General features: G+C 53.4%; 13 protein-coding genes and 1 pseudogene. 4 read left to right on the forward strand and 10 right to left on the reverse strand.

Features of this window, described 5'->3' with window-relative positions; all coding sequences use genetic code 11:
* Positions 1-356 precede the first annotated feature (356 nt).
* On the reverse strand, positions 357-2,549 hold the full coding sequence (locus tag ELR57_RS16710) for an alpha-galactosidase (RefSeq protein WP_126960230.1): 2,193 nt from the start codon (positions 2,547-2,549) through the stop codon (positions 357-359).
* 176 nt (positions 2,550-2,725) lie between these two features.
* Between ELR57_RS16710 and ELR57_RS16715 the strand changes: the two genes are divergently transcribed.
* On the forward strand, positions 2,726-3,550 hold the full coding sequence (locus ELR57_RS16715; protein ID WP_126960231.1) for an AraC family transcriptional regulator: 825 nt from the start codon (positions 2,726-2,728) through the stop codon (positions 3,548-3,550).
* Positions 3,551-3,618: 68 nt separating this feature from the next.
* Here the strand turns inward: ELR57_RS16715 and ELR57_RS16720 are convergent, their stop codons facing one another.
* The 8 genes from ELR57_RS16720 to ELR57_RS16755 all read right to left on the reverse strand — a co-directional run bounded on the left by ELR57_RS16720 (position 3,619) and on the right by ELR57_RS16755 (position 13,035).
* Positions 3,619-4,062, reverse strand: a complete 444-nt coding sequence (locus tag ELR57_RS16720; protein WP_126960232.1) for a cell wall hydrolase — start codon at positions 4,060-4,062, stop codon at positions 3,619-3,621.
* A gap of 110 nt (positions 4,063-4,172) precedes the next feature.
* Positions 4,173-4,865 (reverse strand): SAM-dependent methyltransferase, encoded by a 693-nt coding sequence (locus ELR57_RS16725; RefSeq protein WP_126960233.1) that lies wholly within the window; start codon positions 4,863-4,865, stop codon positions 4,173-4,175.
* A 122-nt stretch (positions 4,866-4,987) separates the two neighbouring features.
* Positions 4,988-7,585 (reverse strand): phosphoenolpyruvate synthase, encoded by a 2,598-nt coding sequence (gene ppsA / locus ELR57_RS16730; RefSeq protein WP_126960326.1) that lies wholly within the window; start codon positions 7,583-7,585, stop codon positions 4,988-4,990.
* Between the two features lie 203 nt (positions 7,586-7,788).
* A complete protein-coding gene (locus tag ELR57_RS16735; protein ID WP_238162568.1) occupies positions 7,789-8,400 on the reverse strand; it encodes a YdeI/OmpD-associated family protein in 612 nt (203 codons plus the stop codon).
* Positions 8,401-8,607: 207 nt separating this feature from the next.
* Entirely contained in the window at positions 8,608-10,497 is a 1,890-nt protein-coding gene (locus ELR57_RS16740; RefSeq protein ID WP_126960234.1) for an FtsX-like permease family protein, read from the reverse strand.
* A complete protein-coding gene (locus ELR57_RS16745; RefSeq protein WP_126960235.1) occupies positions 10,472-11,242 on the reverse strand; it encodes an ABC transporter ATP-binding protein in 771 nt (256 codons plus the stop codon). The genes ELR57_RS16740 and ELR57_RS16745 overlap by 26 nt, the downstream gene beginning before the upstream one ends.
* Before the next feature lie 87 nt (positions 11,243-11,329).
* On the reverse strand, positions 11,330-12,331 hold the full coding sequence (locus ELR57_RS16750; protein WP_126960236.1) for a sensor histidine kinase: 1,002 nt from the start codon (positions 12,329-12,331) through the stop codon (positions 11,330-11,332).
* Complete coding sequence (locus ELR57_RS16755; protein WP_126960237.1) at positions 12,328-13,035, reverse strand: response regulator transcription factor; 708 nt, start codon at positions 13,033-13,035, stop codon at positions 12,328-12,330. Before ELR57_RS16755 ends, ELR57_RS16750 begins: the two co-directional genes overlap by 4 nt.
* A gap of 499 nt (positions 13,036-13,534) precedes the next feature.
* Between ELR57_RS16755 and ELR57_RS16760 the strand changes: the two genes are divergently transcribed.
* Positions 13,535-14,551, forward strand: a complete 1,017-nt coding sequence (locus ELR57_RS16760) for an aminoglycoside phosphotransferase family protein (protein WP_126960238.1) — start codon at positions 13,535-13,537, stop codon at positions 14,549-14,551.
* A 21-nt stretch (positions 14,552-14,572) separates the two neighbouring features.
* A pseudogene (locus ELR57_RS28645) lies at positions 14,573-14,671 on the forward strand (HPr(Ser) kinase/phosphatase); the annotation flags it as partial.
* Positions 14,672-14,789: 118 nt separating this feature from the next.
* Here the strand turns inward: ELR57_RS28645 and ELR57_RS16765 are convergent.
* Entirely contained in the window at positions 14,790-15,734 is a 945-nt protein-coding gene (locus tag ELR57_RS16765; RefSeq protein ID WP_126960239.1) for an AraC family transcriptional regulator, read from the reverse strand.
* A gap of 138 nt (positions 15,735-15,872) precedes the next feature.
* Between ELR57_RS16765 and ELR57_RS16770 the strand changes: the two genes are divergently transcribed.
* Entirely contained in the window at positions 15,873-17,000 is a 1,128-nt protein-coding gene (locus ELR57_RS16770) for a serine hydrolase domain-containing protein (protein WP_158630049.1), read from the forward strand.
* Positions 17,001-17,005: the final 5 nt, after the last annotated feature.

A 17,005-nucleotide genomic window follows, 5' to 3' on the forward strand; every position in this document is an offset into this window, starting at 1 on the left:
GATCTCGCCGTTCGAAGACGGCTGCGTCGCCTAATGTATTCGAATTTTCGCATACAATTCTATGGGAAATCAGCAAATTGGACTATTGTATATGAAATTCCATATACAATTACGGACTTTTTGGAAAAGCAGCTTGTTTATATATGATTTTTCGAATACAATTCGTGATTTTGGTTATCCTGCGGCAATTAAACACGAAAAATCATATTTATGGTAAAGAGGGCATGGGTAGACGGATGACGGATGCTCCATAAAAGAACCGCAACCCTATGCTTATTCTCGTTTTAAATTGATGATCGAAATTTCTCAACGGCAAAAGGCCCCTTCAAGGGGCCTTTTGTTATCGGCATAGAGCTTTATGCTTCGTTCTTGCTCGACTTGACAGCCTGAAGCCTGAACCATCCGCTCGTATAATCTTTTTGCTCGTAGATCAAAGGCAGTCCCAGCCCCATCAGCCGGTCGCCCCCATGGATAGCCGCTGCCGTTCCATCTGTTCCCGAATGAACCTCGTATTCGAGCTCAGGATCAAGTCCTGCCAGCCGCAAGCTTCTCCGGGGCGGGTGCGGTACGGCCTTCTCTTGGAAATGATAAACGAGAGCTTCCTCTTTGTTCTCCGAGACGAACATCCAAGACGATTCGTTGCCTTCGAACGGACTCTTCAAGCGGTACAGGTCGCCCGTCTGAACCAACCCGCGAATTTGCTTGTAGGCCGCTACTTGGCGTTTGACCGTAGCCTTCTCCTCCTCGGTCAATCTCGTAAGATCAAGCTCGTAGCCGAAGTTGCCGGACATGGCGACGTCCCCTCGGAATTCAAGCGGCGTGATCCTTCCGACCTGATGGTTCGGCACGGCCGACACATGGGCTCCGATCGAACTGACCGGATAAACAAGGCTGGTTCCGTACTGAATCTTGAGCCGTTCTACCGCGTCGGTATTATCGCTTGTCCAGGTTTGGGGCATATAGTAGAGCATGCCCGGATCGAAGCGCCCTCCCCCGCTCGAGCAGCTCTCGAACAGAATGTGCGGATAATCGGCCGTGATTCGCTCCAGCAGCTCGTACAATCCCAATACATAGCGGTGCGCAGTCTCGGATTGGCGTTCCGGAGGCAGATCGGCGGACCCGATCTCCGTCAAGCCGCGATTCATGTCCCACTTAACGTAAGAGACGGGAACCGTGGAGAAAATGGCGGACAGCGAATCGTAGACGTAATCCCGCACTTCCTTGCGGGTATAATCCAGAACGAGCTGCCACCTGGCTTCGCTGCGTCTCCGTCCCGGCACGTGAAGGCACCAGTCGGGATGTTTCCGGTACAGATCGCTGTCCGGCGAGATCATCTCGGGCTCGAACCAGAGTCCGAACTTCAAGCCGAACCCGTTGATCCGGTCCGCGACTTCCTTCAGTCCTCCCGGCAGCTTCCGGCGGTCCTCGAACCAATCGCCGAGAGAGGAGTTGTCGGAATCCCGCTTCCCGAACCAGCCGTCGTCCAGAACAAACAGTTCGATGCCTAGCTTGGCCCCCTCCTCCGCGATCGCCGCCAGCTTATCCGTATTGAAGTTAAAATAAGTCGCTTCCCAGTTGTTGACCAGAATGGGCCGTTCTTCGTCCCGGTATCTCCCCCGGCACAGCCGCGTCCGATACAGGCGATGATACGTCCGCGACATCTCGCCCAACCCTTGACCGGAGTAGACCATGACGGTCTCCGGCGATTGGAAGCTCTCCCCCGGGTTCAGCAGCCAGGCGAAGTCGAAGGAATTCACCCCGATGTTAACCCGCGCGGAACCGAAGGAATCCACCTCCGCGCTCGCTTCGAAGCTGCCGCTGTATACGAGGCTGAAGCCGTATGCTTCTCCCCGGGACTCCGTCGTGTCCGGATCGACCAATGCCGCGAAAGGGTTGAACTGATGGCTGCTCATGCCGCGTTTGCTGTCGATTCGGACCTCGCCCTGCGCCAGCGGCTTGCGCGTCACGTTCCCTTCCCGCGCCCAAGCTCCGGATAGATAGACGATCTCCCTCTCGCGATTGCTGGAGAAGTCTACGCAAGCGCTGGCGACGCGGCGCAGCCGCAGCTTCGCCTCTCCCTCGTTGCAGAAGCGGACGGAACGAACGATGACGTTGCGTTCCGCGAAGACGGTATAGAGGAGATAGACTTTAAGCCCGGAATAGGCGTCCAGCAGCTCCAGCTCCAACGTATCCGCTTCCGCATCGTCCTCGGTGTAGACGGCCGGAAGGCCAGCCAAGGGAGGCTTCCCCGCCTGGATCCGGTACCCGACATATTGCAGCTCCGTAATCCGCGTCCCGTCCTCGAGTTCGACTTGGTAGGCCGGGTTCCGGAAGTCTCCGCTCCCGTATTGAGGGTATTCTTGGGGCAGCCGATCCAATCCGGCCTTCTCGGGGGTATTGATCAAGAGATCGCCCATGGGTTCCCGATGCTTCAGCTTGCTTCCCCAATAGACATGGACGGGATAGCCGTCCACGATCTGAAGCATGTAGCTCATGCCGGACGATTGCAGATGGAATAGTTTGGCTTGCGATTCGACGATGACGCTCATCACTTGTCCCCTTTTCCTCGGAAAAATTGGTCATATGGCATAATGCGAGTGAATGCAATTGCTATAAAACCGCTGATTATACGGAAATGATATATGAATGGGGACTAGAAAGTACATGTCATGAAACTAACTGTTTATGTTATAATGCTAGAAATTTATCGCAAGGAGAGCTTGTCATGATCGAGTATTTGCCTAGAAGCAAACACCACATGGAGCTGCATCTTACTCAATTCGGTACGGAGGAATGCATACCCGGCCACGACTTCGGGCCGGCCGTACGGAACCACTATTTGCTTCATTACATATGGAGCGGAGAAGGAATTTTCGAAGTGGGCGGAACGAGGTACCGGCTGCGGAAAGGACAAGGCTTCCTGATTTGCCCCGAAGTCGTGACGTACTACCGGGCTGACTCCGCGAACCCTTGGTCCTATTGCTGGTTTGGCTTTAACGGAACGTTAGCCGAATGGCTCCTGAAGAAGGCGGATTTAACGGTATCGTCTCCGATTCTCGACTTCGATCGGGACGATCGGATGATGCGGTATTTGCAGCTGATGTCCGAGTCGAAGGAATACTCCAACGCCCGCGAGACCCGATTGAACGGGCTTCTTGCCCTGCTCCTGGCCGAGTTCGCGGAATCGGGGCCGGCCTCCTCCGATCTTCCGATCGCAAGCCGCTCGGAGATTTACGTGGATAAAGTGAAGGATTTTATCGACCTGAATTACGATCAGAAAGTGACCATTGCCGACATCGCCCATTATATCGGACTTAACCGAAGCTACTTGTGCTCGTTGTTCAAACGGACGATGAACGTCAGCATTCAGGATTATCTGATCCGCTACCGGATGAATAAAGCGTGCGAGATGCTGGAGAACCCGGAACTGTCCGTAGGCGACATCGCTCGTTCGGTCGGCTACAGCGACCCTCTGCTCTTCTCCAAGATCTTCAAGAAGAGCATGGGCCAATCTCCTAGAGCTTACAGGTCCGAAAGGGATGGACGATAATTCAAATTCCCCTTTCGGTTGGGCACAAAAAAAAGCCGCGATTTACGCGGCGCTCTTCCCGACAAAAGTTAAAACGTGTTAAATATATTTTCGCATTCCTGTACGGTCGGTTGATAAAAACAGTGCTTCTTCCATCGTCCGACAAGCGGCTGATTGTACCAGGTATCCGGACAGGGCCCCGGATTCTCGAACGTCCCCGGACGGAAATACCATAAGGAGAATTCGGCCGGCCAATTGCGCTCTCCGTTCACGGCCCGCTGCGCCAGGCGGCGTTCCCGATCTCTTGCGCCTTGATAATACAAGCTATGCTGCAACGCTTCGAACGCATGCGGCTGCTCGATCATCTGGGGAATGGTCCGAATTCCTTTAAAATCGGAGCAGTTCGCCCTTACTCGGTTAATGCCGACATTCCCGACCAGGAGCATGCCCATCTCGCCTTCGGTCTCCGCTTCCGCCCGAAGCAACCTTGCCAACATGTTGATATCCTGACTTCTGGCTTTTACGACTGCCATTGGCTCACCTCTTAGGATTTCTAGACTCATCATATTGTAGGCGAAGCGGATATGTTCCTTCGGCAGAGGAACGCCCGAACCGAATTCGGCGACCTGGGCTTCATGGCTGGCTATATCGTAATTTTCAGCATGCGGTTTGCTCCCTTCTGGAACTCGTAATCCACCATGACTTCCTCAGTCGTGCATCCTTGTTCGTGCAGATAGGCGATTATCTTATCCAATAGGTGATATTTCTCCGCCGAGAGATTCGTTAAGGGGAAGATCCGAATTTCCTTCTTGGTTACCCGAAGCAGCTCTTGGATCGTTCGCCTATGGAACTCATAGTCCAGCCTATCGGAATACATGAACAAGAAGTGGGCGGACAAGGTCAGATCGAACTGCTTGTTCTCGAAAGGAAGGACGGGCAGCGTCGCGGCGACATAGCGTTCGGGATGCTTTCTCCTGTCGTTCGAACAATCCGTTAAAGCCTGGTAACGGTGATTCTTCAAGTCATCGACCGATCGGAAATATTCCCACACGTAGTTTGTTTGGACCTTTCCCATTTGAGCCATGGTGTGATCCAGATCTTGGAGGCCTTTTCTCTGAAGATCCTCAGCGCCGTGATAATAGGCAATATCCGCCGCCGTTACGTCCGCGCCGAGTTCGTTCGCATGCGCCGTGAACGAGCATGCCCCGGCGGGGCAATCCAGTATGGACCGTCCCCTCAATTCCGTCTCCGTTAGCTTGAACATGGACATATACTCATCGAATGTTCTGCCTATAAAAACGATACGGCTTAAATCCAATTTAACCTCTTCGCTCATCTCGGCTCGCCTCTCCTCTGCTCTGCTATCACTCTCATAGAGTACCGGTCTGATGCTCAGAAGATCCCCTCCCTTCCGCATGCTTTAGGTATTCGCTAGCCCGATCCGCTTTCCTCCTCGCGTCAGGAAGACAACACTTCGATATACCCTTCCGTTCCGTTCACGCGAATCCGTTGTCCGTCCACGATCCGTTTGGTAGCATTCTCGACGCCGACAACGGCGGGAAGCCCATATTCGCGCGCGATCACGGCACCGTGGGTCATCAGACCGCCTACTTCTGTGACTAAGCCTTTAACGGATACGAACAACGGGGTCCAGCTAGGGTCCGTAAAGGCGGTGACCAAGATATCTCCTTCTTCGAGTTCCGCTTCTTCCATGTTCAAGATGACTCTCGCCCGTCCTTCTATGACTCCGGAAGAGACCGCAAGACCGGCAATCGCATCGGCCGGGAGATTATCCCGCCGATACTCTCCCGTGATGATCTCGCCATCGGACGTGATCACGCGCGGCGGGCTCAGCTTCTCGTAGAAGCGGTACTCGTCCTTGCGTTCGTCGATGATCCCGTTATCCAATTGACGGGTGCGTACGGCATCGCGAAGCTCCTCGAAGGTGAGGTAGAAGATGTCTTCTTTGGCTTGAATCACGCCGGCTTGCACGAGCTGTTCGGCCTCCTTAAGCAGCGCCAGCTTGTAGACGAAGTAACGGCTCACCATGCCGTATTTGGGGTATTCCCGGTACCCGCTGAGATTCCGTATAAGGTCGATCCGCCGCTTGGTCTCCTTAGCTTTTTGTTCTCCATCCGGCAATGCCTTCAATCGCTCCAACAGCTCTTGCTCTTTCTTCCGCGCTTCCTGCTGGCCCTGCTTGAACTTCCGCTCTCCGGCATTCGGCTCCGAGTTTCGGATATTGCTCAGGATCATGGGAATCAGCATCGACGGTTTCTCGCTCCAACGTGTCCGGCTGATGTCGATCTCCCCTGCGCATCGCATTCCGTACTTGCGGAGGAAGCCTTCGATAGCCGCCCTGGCTTCCTCCCCGCCATGTACCTTAGCCAGATCATCCAGCACAAGATCGCCATTGATCTGCTGCAGAAATTCTACGACTTCCGGATAAGGACGAATCGCGTCCGCGACGTCCAATAATGCCAGCCCCATCTGAGACGTGATGTTATTCGGCACGGATTGGGATAGAGGATCCGCTGCGTTCTTTTCGCCTAACCAGTCGTACATCTTCTCATTGATCCAAGCGGAAGCGTCCATGGCAGCCAGAATGACAGGCAGGGTTCTCGGATCGAATAGACTCCTCCTTAACTCCTGGATGTCTTCCTGAATAAAGGCCATCAATTCCTGTCCGGATTTCGTTCGGATCGCTTGCTTCAGCTCATCTATCGAGTTCTCGCCGTTCTTCATCAGCTCGGCGACGATAGCCGGATCGGGTTCGACCGGAGCTTGGGGGCCCGCGGGCGACTTCATCGTGCCGTTAGCAGGGTCGGGCAGCACCGGGATAAAATCACGTTCGATTACGGTCGTAAGGGCGTCTTTGAGGAGCGGATCGGACTGTCCCATGGTATTTAAGAAAATAGAGCGAGCTGCGGGAGATGCCAGTCTTGCCGTGACATCGACGAACAATCGTCCTCCGGCTGTGCGCATGGGGGCGGAAGTCGTCATCAGGTAGAAGGACAATCCCAGAGGCTTCATCGGGTCCGTCATCATCTGTTGGTGGCCGACCGAGATGTAAACGCGATTGGCCTGGTCGCCCGCTTCGGGAATCGGGAACAAAGTCGTAATCGGGCGGCTCTGCAGAATATAGAAGGAATCGTCCGCCAAGCACCATTCGATGTCCTGGGGGCGACCCATATAGGCTTCAATCCGCCTCCCGATGTCTGCCAACCGTAGAATTTGCCGATCCGTAAGCGTTTGAGCCAGCTGCTGTCCGGGATCGATCGGCTTGGTCTCCGTTCCCCCTTCTTTACGACCATAGATCGCCAGCTTCTTGGCCGCTATCCTCTTGCCGACGATCTGTCCTTCCCGCACTTGATAACCATCCGGAGCGACCAGGCCGGAGACCAGCGCTTCCCCGAGTCCGAACCCCGCGTCGATGGACAGCACCTTCCGGTTGGAAGTCACCGGATCGGCGGTGAATAGAATCCCCGACGCTTGCGGGAACACCATCTTCTGAACGATAACGGATAGATAAACCTGCCGGTGGTCGAACCCGTTCCGGATCCGGTAGATGACCGCGCGGTCCGTGAAGAGGGACGCCCAGCATTGGCGGATATGCCGTTGGATGGCTTCCTGTCCGATGATATTCAGGTAGGTGTCTTGTTGGCCGGCAAAAGAGGCATGAGGCAAATCCTCCGCAGTCGCGCTGGAACGCACGGCATAAGCCTGATCATTCCCATAACGGGAGAGATAACGAGCGACTTCTTTCGCGACATCGGCAGGAATCTCCGTCTCCGTAAGAAGCTGCCGGATCTTCCCGCTGATTGCCGCAATTTGTTCGCGGTCATCTGCTCTCAGCATCGTTAGCCGGTCCAATAAAGCATGGTACGTTTCGTTTTGTTCCGTGGCTTTCCGATAGCCCGCCGTCGTCACGCAGAATCCTTCCGGCACTTGAAGGCCATCCATTCGGGAGAGTTCTCCTAAATTCAGCCCTTTACCGCCAACGAGCGAGAGCTTCGAGCTGTCCAATTCCTCAAGACCGAGCACCAAAGAATTCAAAGAAGTCATTCCCATCTCTCCTAACCATTAGTTTGAGAAAAACAGTTGACAGAAGATTATCCGCATGTTACGATTAAAGTGTAAGATGGATATAATTATGTCTTATTAAAATGAAACAAAGTCCTTTATTGATTATATCACCAGGACTTTTTCCTTGCAAAGCAAAAGAACCCGGCGATTGCCGAGGTTCTTTTTTGATTGGTTTATCGCTCTGTGATCGTTCTGGTTCTCGGTGAAGGATAAATTTTCTTGCCTTCCTCCAGCATTTGGATGAACTGACGGATCCGCTTATCTCGAGTTTCTTGTTTCTTGGCCGTATTAATTCGAAACACGATCGCGTATTTATTTTGTTTGTCGAGCGTATCGTAGAATGCCTTAGCCTCCGAATTTCGTTCCAACTCAATTGCGAAATCCTCTGGCAGAGAGGCAATGCGCTGTGATTCGTAGGCCTTATCCCAGTTTCCGTTCTTTTGGGCTTCTTCAATGGACTTATATCCGGAATTCTTCATTCGGCCGTTCGCGATCAGTTGTTCCGCTTTGTCTTTATTGACTTTCGACCAGATGCTCTTGGGTCCGCGCGGAGTGAACCGCTGCAGCCAGGTTTTCTCATCGAATGCTTCCTTCTGACTGTCAACCCATCCGTAACATAAGGCAACATCGAGCGCTTCTTTATAGGAAATCGTTAGGATGCCGGAATTCTTTTTCGCAATCTGTAATCGGATTCCGGGTGAGCTATCGCAATTATTATCCATCCAGCTCTCAAAGGACAACGGATCGGCAAAGGAAACAATCGGCAGCTCGCTCGTTTTTTTCAAAACCAGAATCGCCTCCTAATCATGCAAATCTAGTCCATTATTCGCGTCAAAAGCGAATTCCCTCTCCCTGTGAACAAGAATTGGCTTAAGTTAAGCCTAGCAAAATCACGAATACCGGTATTGTAAAAACACGACGCAAACGGCAAGTGTTGGGCTTGACGTCAGCATGGCGATTAACGCTTCTTCCATAGCAAATGATCGAATGCGTCATGCTTGCTTCACTTTAGCGATATATCTCGTTCGGATCAGAGCGAAATAAACGATCTGAATGAAGACGAATATTCCGAGCACCAACGCGGATTGACGAAACAGCCCGTAATCGAACATATGCTGCAGGGCTGTCAGGGCGACGGCTCCGTGAATGACCGCTACCAGAATGGGAACGAAGAACAGCAGCAGGATTTGCTTGGTCAGAATCCCGGATAGCTCCCGGTCGCTCAACCCCAGCTTCCGAATCGCGTTGAACTTGCGCTTGTCCTCCTCCAGATCCGTGTACAGTCTGAAGTAAAGGAAGCTGCCCGCTCCCACGAAGAAGACAATGCCGATAAACAAACCGATGAACAAGACCGTCCCGTATTGCTGATCCAGTAAATAAAGCTGGTAATCCAAACTGAAGTACTTGAAGTGACCGTTCGCCCCGTCTTGGTCCAACCGTCCCTCAAGCTCTTTCCCTATCGCGACCAGATCCGCCGAGTCTTTCCGAGCGTCGAACGCATAGAAGCGGTCGACCTTCTCCCCTTCGCCTAGACGATCGTATAACGGATCCGGAACCACGTAATAGTTCTCGAAGATCGGAAGCGTCACCGACCGGATCGCTTGCACCGGATGAAGCGTCAGCTTCGAATCCGCGAGCGCAACATCGGCCATATCCGATTTCTTCTTATACAATGAATTGTTGTAGTACACGACCGCTGCTTCGTTCCCCTGAACCGCGGCAAGCTTCTCGCCGGCAGCCTCCGCAATCGAATTGAAGGAAGACGCCCGCACGACGGCAACCGCTTGCCCCGATTGAAGCTTCGCGTACTTTATGTCCGCCTCATACTTTCGATAATCCGCGCCTGATCCCGCTAGAGTCCGCTCGATGAGATCAAGATGCGAGGCCGAGAGTTCCTGAGGGTTGTTTGCCTGCGACGTGTACTCGATCGCGAAGGGATTCTCGTCCTTCATGATGGACGTATACATCGACTTGAAACCGATCAGCGAGCCGATCGCGCTGAACGCGACGGTAGACAGGATCGCCACCATAAAGAATGTACGAGCGTTGTCTTTCATGCGGTAAGCAAGGTCCGAGAAGAGCACCAGATTGGTTCGACGCCAGAAGAACGATCGGTTCCCCCTGCTTCGATTAATAAGATAGACGCTTAGCTGAGTGAACAACAAATAAGTGCCGGCGATCACGATAATCGTCACGGGAATCATGGCGTAAACGACGAGCGTCCCTTTCACCACCAAAGCGATCGCGTAACCCCCGGCAAGCAGGAATACCGCCGACAAAGACAGGAAAGCGGAAGCAAAAGGCGCAGGCTTGGGCTTTGTCGATCCCTTAAGCAAATCGATCAGCTTATGACCCCGCAGAATCACGACGGTAAACAGCGAGATGGCGAAGAACAACACCATAAAAGCTCCGAATGTCAGCCCTAACGCAGAAATAGGAAAGTAGAACGACAACGTCTGATCCAACCTCAGCGCGTTCTGCGCAACCAACAAGATGAGCTTGGCGAACACAAGCCCGATCCCAATTCCGGTCACGGTGGCCGCGAAGCCGATGATCATATTTTCCATGAACACCAGACCGCGAAGCTGCATATTGGACATGCCGTGCATGACGAGAATACCGAACTCTTTCTTGCGAGTCTTCAGGAACGCGCCCATCGAATACAGCACGAAGAAGAACGAGAACGCATAGATGATCGCCTCGGCGAAATGCATGGCCATGGAAACGTTCGAATGAATCGCCTCCCCCTTAAGTCCGGGGTGGAACGCGAACATGGAATAGACGAAGAAGACCATGACCGAGAAGGCGCTGCTCAAGAAGTAAGCGGCATAGATCCGGCTGTTGCGGAGGACGTTGTTAAACGCGAACCGACGCAAGGTCATGCGCATGCCCTCCCATCAACGACAGCATATCGATAATTTTCTGGAAGAACGCCTGACGATTATCGCCCCGATGAATCTCGTTGTACAGCTGGCCGTCCTTGATGAAGATCACCCGGTGGCAGTAGCTGGCCGCCAAGGCATCGTGGGTGACCAGAAGCGTCGTCGTCCCTTCGGTCTGGTTGATCTCCGATAAGGTCAGCATGACGTCCTTCGCCGCTTTGGAATCCAAGTTCCCTGTCGGCTCGTCCGCAAGCAGCAGACTGGGCGTATGGATGATCGCCCGCGCGATCGCCGCCCGCTGCGCTTGTCCTCCGGAGATCTCGTAAGTTCTCTTGCCGAGGATATGCTCGATCCCCAATCTCTCCGCGAGCCTGCGAGCCTTCTGCTCCATGACCGATACTCGTTCGCCCTCCAGGACGAGCGGCAGGACGATGTTCTCCTCGACTGTTAGCGTATGCAGCAGATTGAAGTCCTGAAAGACGAATCCGAGCTCCTTGCGCCGGAACTTCGCCAGCTTGTTCTTCTTCAACCGATGCGGAACTTGCCCATTGATGGATATTTCCCCGCTGGACGGCTGGTCGATGGTCGCCACCAGGTTCAGCAGCGTCGTTTTGCCGCTGCCGGACGGTCCCATGACGCCGACGAATTCTCCCTTCTCTATCGCGAACGAAATATTGTTCAGCGCCCGATATTGGACGCCTTCGCCGTAAATTTTGCTTACTTGGTCCACATTAAGAATGTCCATCGCGTCTTACTCCCTTTCCATGAAAGAAGAACTCTTGATATCAGTCTACCGGAGAAGGGAGATCCGTCCTATCGATTAGGCTTTCAGTTATCTTACATCCGTGTAAGGTTGGACTTGCCGGAAGTCGATCTTCAGGAGGGTTCCCTCGCCTACGGTCGATTCCAGCTCGATCGGATGCTGCAGCTGATCGCAAATCTTCTTCGCCAGATAAAGTCCCATGCCCGTGGATTCCCTGAACTGCCGTCCGTTCTCACCGGTGAAGAAGGGCTGGAACACCCGCTTCCGGTCGGAGAGCGGAATGCCGACGCCCCGATCCCGGATCTCCAGCGTAATGCTATCTCCATCTGCCTTCGACTCAAAACTCACCTTCGACCGGCTGCCGGCCGAATATTTAATGGCATTGCTCACGATCTGGTTCAGGGCAAACCGCATCCACTTGGCGTCGGTCTCGACCCAAAGCTCCGGATCAACCTGGTTGTCGGGATACACCTCGCTGCGGATAAACAGCCTTTTATGCTCGTTGATGGCCCCCGCCGCCAGCTCCCGCAAGTTGACCCGCTCCGCCTGAAAGTCCTGCTCGAAGGCTTCCAATCGGGCGGCGTACAGCACCTTTTCCAACCCTTGCTCAAGACGTTCCGCCTCCTCGCCGATGCTGGCGAAGGATGGCTCCTCCCGGTTCTGAACGGTCAGGTGAATAACGGAGAGCGGCGTCTTCATCTGATGTACCCATTGGTTCATGAACGACAAATGGTCCCTTCTATGGTGCTCCCATGCGTTCGCTTGATTCTGGTATTGCCGATATTGGCTCTGCAGCAGCTCATGAAGCGCGGCGGGGACGGGGGCTTCGCCAAGCTGCGTAATCGATTCCTCCAACGACAACTCGGTGGCGGACAGCAGCTTGTACATTTTCGCATGGCGGAAATAACGATAAACGAGATATCCCAAGAGTACGAACATTCCGATGAAGACGGCGTAAGAGCCTGTTCGCCAGTCGCGGTATCCATCCAAGAAGTAGACGGATAAGACGAGCACCAATTGCGCAAATTGGAGGACAATGAGCAACGCATGCTCGCGCAGAAACAGCTTCATCTCGGCTCCCCGCCCTCCTCCGTCGGCTTGATCCGGTATCCGGCTCCGCGAATCGTTTCGATTCCCCCGAGAACTCCGGCCTCCTGCAATTTCTTCCGCAGCCGGGTCACATTGACGTTGAGCGTATTCTCGTCTACGTAAGTCTGGTCATCCCATAGAAGCTCCAGCAATTCCTCCCGGGCGACAACCCGGGGATAGCGTTCAAGCATCGCTTCCGCGAGCAGCGCTTCCTTCTTCGTCAAGACCACGGAGGCGTTGCCGTAATGAAGCTCCATCCGCTCCGGGTAAAGCGTCATTCCCGCTTCGCGAACGACCCGTTCCTCCGCCTGCGCGGCATATTCTCCGTAAACGCGGCGCAGCTGGCTGCGGATCTTGGCGACCATAACCTCGGCTTGAAGCGGCTTCGTCATGTAATCGTCCGCCCCGTATTCCAGCGCCATCACTTGATCCATCTCCCCGGCTCTCGCCGAGATGAAGAGGATCGGACAGGTGGACACGCTCCGGATCTGCCGGCACCAGTAGAACCCATCGTATTGGGGCAGATTCACGTCCATGATCACAAGATGGGGATTCGTCTTCTTAAACAGCTGCAGAATTTGACCGAAATCGGTCGCGGTTACCGCTTGAAAACCGTATTTCTCTATGTGATTCCCCATTAGCTCGGCCAGCTTGGGGTCGTCTTCGCAGATTAGAATTCGATACAATTCAGCCTTCCTCCTCGGCAGCAGCAAATAGTTAGAAAGCTAGCTTGCCTCTCGTACTAGATTAAGCCAAGGTCCTTCCCGCGTCCATACCGCTTCCGCATCAGAAAACCCACAACCCGGACGGTTGCGGGTTTAGCTTTGTCCTCTGCCCGCTCCATCTGTAATACGTTGATCTTTTTTCCAAAATAGAGTATTTTATAGACAGCTTAGCGATAAGCAAGTTCCTGACACGAAAGGGGATGTGTTTGAATGGCAACTACTTATAGGGTGGTTCGGTCTTAAACTGAATAGCAGGCATATGCAAATAAAGCGGGAAAACGCCCGTATTATTTGTTATGCCAATCCAAAGTAACCTTTCGTGAATATTGCTGTTTGCAGGGTACGATGAAGATCGTATTATTTTGCGTCCTAATGCCGCGCGACAGCAGCTTCTTAGAGGCTGCTTGTCCGTGGCATTTTTGCGTGCAAAAACAACTTTACAGGAGCGAGGGTGGAAGAAATGAATATGAAATACGAAACGCTGATCTATGTTTTAAGCCAACGATTCAAGACGGATATCATCTCCGCCGACTGCCAAACCATGCCGTTACAGGGCGGAACGGTGGGAAATGTGTACCTGGCAACGGGAATCGCCGAATCCGCGGATGGCGAAAAATCGCCGTACCGTATCGTGCTAAAAATCCAGAAGAAATGGGAACGTTACGGAGATCCGGGTTCATGGCGCCGGGAATATGATCTCTATACGTCTGACTTGGGAGCGACGTTCTCGGATGCCTTCCGCTGGCCGACATGTTACCACGCCGAGATCAATGCTGAAGAAAATGAATTCGAGCTGTGGCTGGAGTATATCGAGGGAGTCACTGGTTTAAATTTGACCGGCGACATGTATGAACAAGCCGCGTTGGAATTAGGGCGCTATCAAGGAAAACTGTATACGGAGCAGCCCGCCGTACTGCGGAGACTGACCAATCTAAGCCATGCAGAGCTCATGAAGAATACGTATTTACATTACCGGTCATGGCCGGTCGTCTACGATTATATACGCTCGGCGGACTGCGAATTCCCTCAGCACGCGGGGCAAATGCTCATCGACATCGATGAGCACGCAGACGAGATATTCGCCCGCATCGCAAATTTGCCCCTCGTACTATGCCACCGGGACTTCTGGGTTGCCAACCTGATCTATACGGACGGGAAAATCGTGCTCATCGACTGGGATACCAGCGGATGGGGTTACCTGGGCGAGGACCTCGCAAGCCTGATTGCGGATGAAGCGGATATCGATCGCATGGTCGAATACTACCAGCGATGCGTTCCCGCCTATTACAAAGGCTTCTCGGAGTATGCGGAAATATCCCCTATTGCCGATACTTGCGTCTACGAGATGATCCTTCTCGTATTCGGGTACAGGCTTGTAGAGCGGTACCTCCATACGGAGGACGATGGAGAGAAGATGAAGTGTGTACAGACGCTTCAAAAAATCCACGAAATGAAGACCAACTCTGTGCAGGGATGACTCTAAAAAGAAAATCCAGAACCAGACGGATCACTTCAACTGCAGCCTGGGCGCGATGTCGCCGAACTGATCGAAGCAGCAGCGAACAATTGGTATCTGAAGCGGCTTGGAGAAACAGCGATGCTTTTAAAGCGGCACACAAACGTCCTGAACCAGGTTCCGCTTCTGCCCAAAGTATCGCTATTCAGGAGTAGAGGATTTGAACATAAATCACTAAAAGAAACAAACCAATGACCAGTTATTTGGCGATAACCGGAATGCAGAATTCCACGCGGACGATGCGTTCCGGATCGAGCTGAGGATTGTTATGAAAGATTTGAATATGGTTGCGCGACGTGTCCCAGAGATAGGGGCTTAGCGGCAGCCACTGGATGCTGACGAGGTGGGCTAAATCACGGATGACGTCGGATTGACCCTCCATATAGATCACGGCGTATTTGCCGCCCAGAATAGTCACGCGCTCGATGTCGTGAATTGGATCAAACGGCAAATCGGTCGTAATGCAGGCCATGTAGCGATGTTTGTCGGGCGGAGTGATATACGGGTCGTCCGGGATTAGACCGATGTACTGACTGTCGCAAGTGAGCAAATCCCGAGCCTTCATCCACCCTTCCACCTTAGCGAACACAGCGCCAGTGCTGGGACCAACATCGTCCGTAAGAATCGGTCCATAGTAGGTGCAGCAGACCGCTTGCCGTTCGGGCAGCGACATCACCTTTATAGCCAGCCGATCATATTTCTCTTCGAGCATCCGCCGCCGCTCATCGGCGGCTTCCGTTTGCGCGCCGGTATGCCGGAGGAAGTTCGCCAAGACGGCGTCAAGCCGAAAGCGGGAGCGATATTCAGTTGCCGACAAACCCGTATGTTGCTTGAATACCCTGGCGAAATGGGCGGATGACTGCAACCCGCATGCCAGCGCGATATCTATCAAGGGACGCTCCGGCTGGAAGAGCAGCAACTTCGCCGCTTTTTCCACGCGGAGCCGGTTGACGAACGCGTGCACGTTCTCATTCATCGTCCGTTTGAATATCCGATGAAAATGATGGACGGAGAACGCCGCAATGTCGGCCAGCGTCTCCATCGGGAGCGGGTCGCCGAGATGGCTCTCTATATAACGAACGACGCGGTTGATGCGGTGTGCGTATTCTTTGCCCTGAGCGGACTGGGTATGAGTTGGCTGCATGTTCCCCTCCGAGAAGAAACTCTTTTGTCCATCATAGCAAAAAACGTTAAACGAAAGGCAGAAAACGGAAAGAAATCCCATGCTGCTTTGGGTACAATCGTAGTCGAAGGATATTTGTCGGTAAAAGAGGGATATCGGATGTTCGCGTTACGCAGTAATATACTGAAGTCGGCTACGGTCGCATGGATTGCTATAATCAGCTTCGCATTGGCAGGATGCTCGGAGGGTTCGAGTGTACTGGCGGACGGGTCGGAAGCCGCGAAACAGCAGGAGAAGCTTGTGCCCGAGCCGGATTACTGGCCGACCGAGGCATGGCGCACCGCGAAGCCGGACGAGCGGGGCATGGACGGGAAGAAGCTGACAAAGATCCTAGACGGGCTCCCGCTGAAGCCTATTCGATCGATGGTCGTTGTCAAGGACGGCTACATTGTCGGCGAATATTACAAAGAAGGCAATCCAGAGAAGGAGTACGAGATCAACTCCGTTACGAAGAGTATCACGTCGGCGCTCGTCGGCATCGCGATCGAGGAAGGAAAGATTGGCGACATCGACGATCCAGTGCTGAACTATTTTCCGAAGCTCGCCGCCGAAGAGACGGACGCGGACAAAAAGTCCATTACAATTGCACACCTGCTGTCGATGACATCGGGCTTGGACTGGCCGGAGTGGACGGAGTGGAATTACTTCGTCGAGCCAATGCTAAATTCGAAGGACTGGCCGGCGTTCGTGCTTCAACGGTCGATGGAACGCAAGCCAGGAGATGCGTTTAATTACAACACCGGCGGCTCGCAGGTGCTGGCGACGATTCTGAAGACAACGACCGGACTTAGCGAATATGAGTATGCCAAGAACAAACTGTTCGAGCCTATTGGCATCACCCGCGATTTGTTCTGGTACGGCAGTCCAGACGGCTCTAACACGGGCGGCTTTGGGCTCAAAATGAGCTCCAGGGATCAAGCTCGTTTCGGCTTTCTCTACCTGCATGGCGGAAAGTGGGAGGACAAACAGATCGTGCCGGCGGATTGGGTGACCGGTTCGACAAGCGTTCATGCCGACGGCGTCTCGCTCTTTGGCGAATACGGGTACCACTGGTGGGTCGGCTCATTAGCGGGAGAGCGTCTGTACGACGCGATGGGATACGGCGGTCAATATATCTACGTCGTACCGAGGCGGAATCTCGTCGTCGTCTTCAGCTCCGATTCGCCGGAAGACTCTACACTACCGCAGCCGATTATGAGAGAAATTATCCAAGCAGTGAAAGGATGAATGAA

Origin of the sequence: Cohnella sp. AR92 (assembly GCF_003990975.1) — a bacterium.
In the GTDB taxonomy this organism is placed as follows: domain Bacteria; phylum Bacillota; class Bacilli; order Paenibacillales; family Paenibacillaceae; genus Cohnella.

Coding starts and splice junctions, on each gene's coding strand:
- ELR57_RS16720 (WP_126960232.1), bottom strand. CDS start 4,062: ATGGCAGTCGTAAAAGCCAGAAGTCAGGATATCAACATGTTGGCAAGG.
- ELR57_RS16765 (WP_126960239.1), bottom strand. CDS start 15,734: ATGCAGCCAACTCATACCCAGTCCGCTCAGGGCAAAGAATACGCACAC.
- ELR57_RS16710 (WP_126960230.1), bottom strand. CDS start 2,549: ATGAGCGTCATCGTCGAATCGCAAGCCAAACTATTCCATCTGCAATCG.
- ELR57_RS16725 (WP_126960233.1), bottom strand. CDS start 4,865: ATGAGCGAAGAGGTTAAATTGGATTTAAGCCGTATCGTTTTTATAGGC.
- ELR57_RS16760 (WP_126960238.1), top strand. CDS start 13,535: ATGAATATGAAATACGAAACGCTGATCTATGTTTTAAGCCAACGATTC.
- ELR57_RS16770 (WP_158630049.1), top strand. CDS start 15,873: ATGTTCGCGTTACGCAGTAATATACTGAAGTCGGCTACGGTCGCATGG.
- ELR57_RS16715 (WP_126960231.1), top strand. CDS start 2,726: ATGATCGAGTATTTGCCTAGAAGCAAACACCACATGGAGCTGCATCTT.
- ELR57_RS16740 (WP_126960234.1), bottom strand. CDS start 10,497: ATGACCTTGCGTCGGTTCGCGTTTAACAACGTCCTCCGCAACAGCCGG.
- ELR57_RS16750 (WP_126960236.1), bottom strand. CDS start 12,331: ATGAAGCTGTTTCTGCGCGAGCATGCGTTGCTCATTGTCCTCCAATTT.
- ELR57_RS16745 (WP_126960235.1), bottom strand. CDS start 11,242: ATGGACATTCTTAATGTGGACCAAGTAAGCAAAATTTACGGCGAAGGC.